Genomic DNA, 2,752 nt, shown 5'->3' with positions numbered 1-2,752 from the left:
CTCAACACCACAGCGACGGTTGCCGGCCATTTCCTCATGATTTCGTCGACGACCATATCGGGGTCGACCGAACTGCGCTGTTTCATGATGATGTCTCCGCGATTTGCGAAGCTTCGTGATATATCCCCGCCGCGCCGCCTTCGTTGCGCTTTCACAACTTCATAGAACTGGCGCCGAACCCTCTCGGGACTATTTTGCGAGAGAACGGGCGCCTCCGGCATACGCTGGGATCAAGGTCGCAGGACCGTCAGATGGCAGTCCCAACGACGGCTCCAATACCGGCGGTCAGCGCCATTGCCAGCGCGCCCCAAAAGGTGACGCGAACAGTTGCCCTTAACACATTGGCACCGCCGGCTTTGGCGCCAATGGCGCCCAGAACCGCCAGGAACAGCAGTGAGGCAACAGACACCGTTGCGGCAAGCCAGGCGGCCGGCGAAACAAGCACCATCGCCAATGGCATGGCCGCGCCAACCGAAAATGCTGCTGCAGAGGTCAGCGCTGCCTGGATCGGTCTGGCCGTCGTCACCTCCGAAATACCGAGTTCGTCACGAGCGTGGGCGCCGAGCGCGTCCTTCGCCATCAATTGGTCGGCGACCTGCAAGGCAAGCGCTGGTTCCAAGCCACGTTTGACATAGATCTCCGCAAGTTCCTGTCGCTCGAAATCTGGCTGCGTCGCCAGTTCCCCTTTCTCGCGGGCAAGGTCGGCTTGTTCGGTATCGGACTGCGAACTGACCGATACATATTCGCCCGCCGCCATCGACATCGCACCGGCGACCAGTCCGGCAACGCCAGCCACCAGCACATTGGAGGCCGCCGCATTGGCTGCTGCCACGCCAACGATCAGGCTGGCCGTCGAAACGATGCCGTCATTGGCGCCGAGCACGGCGGCGCGCAGCCAGCCGACGCGGGATACAAGATGGTTTTCACTGTGCAGCCGGCTCATGGCATCACGGCGCACGCCGTCCGGCAGGTCGCAGAATCCTGACCAGCACATCCGATTTCACATAGAAATGCTGCCATAGCGCCGCTGCGGCATGGAGGCCGACGACAATGATGATCACCGGCTTGGCGAGTTCGTGTATCTCACCCATCGCTCGAAAGCTGAAGAACCAGGCCAGCGCCCCAGTGATCGGCATCCCGAAAATGAAAAGATACAGCAGGAAATGGGCGGCCGCGGCAATCCGTTTCAGCAGGACGCTTTCTTCGGGCGGCGCCGCCGGCACGCCATGCCGCAGACGCACCGCAAGCCGCCAGATCGCCAGCACCAGAACGGCCAAACCGACATAGACATGAACGTTCGCGTTGAAGATGTCGTCCGCTGCCGGTGCGGTACCGCGTGAGAACGCCCGGTAAGCCGGCTTGATGTCCTCACCGATTACAAGCTGAAGGACGATCAGCACCGCGATAGTCCAGTGCAGCAATATCTGGGTTGCGGTGTATCCGGCTGGCTCGTTGGCCACAGTCATAGGCAGTTACCTCGTTTGATGGAACCTTCCTACCTCGCTGTTTATGCGACAATCTTGATCTGGGACAAATGAATTCCCGTCTCCCTAAGCTTTCACGCCACCTCGCAGCTCGACCTAGGCTGACAGCCAGTTGTCAGCTTGGTCGTGGGATATTGCCTTCGAAGCGGATGGACCGCCTGCGAGAAATCAACGTGGAAACACAATTCCGATGAAACAGATTGCCTTGTCACTTTTCGTGATCGCAGCCTCGGGCGCTTATGTCTGGGATCAGGCCAGCAAGAACCCGGCAAACGATTTACTCGGCGAAGCGCTGCCGAGCGACGCGGCAGATGCGCCTTCCGTGCAGCCAAAAGCGCCGGCATCCGCTGCGGCTTTGCCGGCGCTCCTAATCTCCCCGCCGCCCCTCGATCCCCGGCTCAGAACAAGGTTCCCGATTGCCCGGGAAACGACCGCTGGCATAGCAGCGCACGCCGAACGATCAAATGATCCAGTCAAGCAGACAGTGGTTACGGTGGCACCGCAACCGTTGCCAACGCCACCGGCACAGCCAGTGGCGCAGGCTGTCATCGATCCTTCGTCAACAGCACCTTCATTCGCCGTAACTCCGGCCGTTTACATACCAGTCCCGCAGCCGAGGCCAGCATATCCGGATGCACCAGCACGTGTCGTCCGGGTGGGCATGAAGCTCGCGGCGCATGGTTATGCCGATGGCGTCTACACCGGCCCCACGGCCGACGCCTATTACGGCATCATCCAGATTCAGGCCCTCGTACAAGGCGGGCAGCTTACAGCGCTGAAAGTGCTGAAATATCCCTCTGATCGCCGCACCTCCGTCAGCATCAACAGGCAGGCACTGCCCATGCTGCGCGACGAAGCGATCACCGCCCAAAGCGCAAATGTAGACATTATTTCTGGCGCGACGTTAACCAGCAGGGCCTTCATCCAATCGCTGCGGGGCGCGCTGAAGAAGGCGTCGTCGTAGATCCATGCGCGAAACGCGAATTTTGATGGGCATGCCCATTTCAGTCGACATCGGCGGTACGTCGGCCGCTGAGTTGATCGACACGGTCTTCGGCTATTTCGAACACATCGACCGGCGCTTCAGCACATACCGGGCCGACAGCGAGATAACGGCCATCAACCGCGGCGACGTTCCCGTCGTCGAGTGGAGCGGCGAGATGATGGACGTGCTGGCCATTGCCGAACAGACGAAAACCGAGACGGACGGCTACTTCGACATTCGTAAGCCCGACGGTTCGCTTGATCCTTCCGGCATCGTCAAGGGC

At 60.4% G+C, this 2,752-nt stretch carries 4 protein-coding genes; 2 read left to right on the top strand and 2 right to left on the bottom strand.

What is annotated here, in order from left to right; all coding sequences use genetic code 11:
• Nucleotides 1–247 precede the first annotated feature (247 nt).
• The gene (locus EN932_RS33215) at nucleotides 248–943 is read right to left on the bottom strand and encodes a VIT family protein (protein ID WP_128369408.1); all 696 of its coding nucleotides are present in this window, start codon (nucleotides 941–943) and stop codon (nucleotides 248–250) included.
• Nucleotides 944–947: 4 nt separating this feature from the next.
• Entirely contained in the window at nucleotides 948–1,466 is a 519-nt protein-coding gene (locus tag EN932_RS33210) for a cytochrome b/b6 domain-containing protein (RefSeq protein ID WP_128369407.1), read from the bottom strand.
• A gap of 208 nt (nucleotides 1,467–1,674) precedes the next feature.
• On the opposite strand from EN932_RS33210, the gene EN932_RS33205 reads away from it, so the two are divergent.
• Together EN932_RS33205 and EN932_RS33200 are read left to right on the top strand one after the other, a co-directional pair.
• Entirely contained in the window at nucleotides 1,675–2,448 is a 774-nt protein-coding gene (locus tag EN932_RS33205) for an FMN-binding protein (protein WP_128369406.1), read from the top strand.
• Nucleotides 2,449–2,473: 25 nt separating this feature from the next.
• On the top strand, nucleotides 2,474–2,752 hold a 279-nt coding region (locus EN932_RS33200; RefSeq protein WP_245483374.1), incomplete at its 3' end, for an FAD:protein FMN transferase.

This window comes from Mesorhizobium sp. M7A.F.Ca.US.002.01.1.1 (assembly GCF_004022955.1).
GTDB lineage: Bacteria > Pseudomonadota > Alphaproteobacteria > Rhizobiales > Rhizobiaceae > Mesorhizobium > Mesorhizobium ciceri.
Note: the sequence above shows the minus strand (reverse complement) of the source record. Positions and strands in the feature narration are given on the sequence as shown.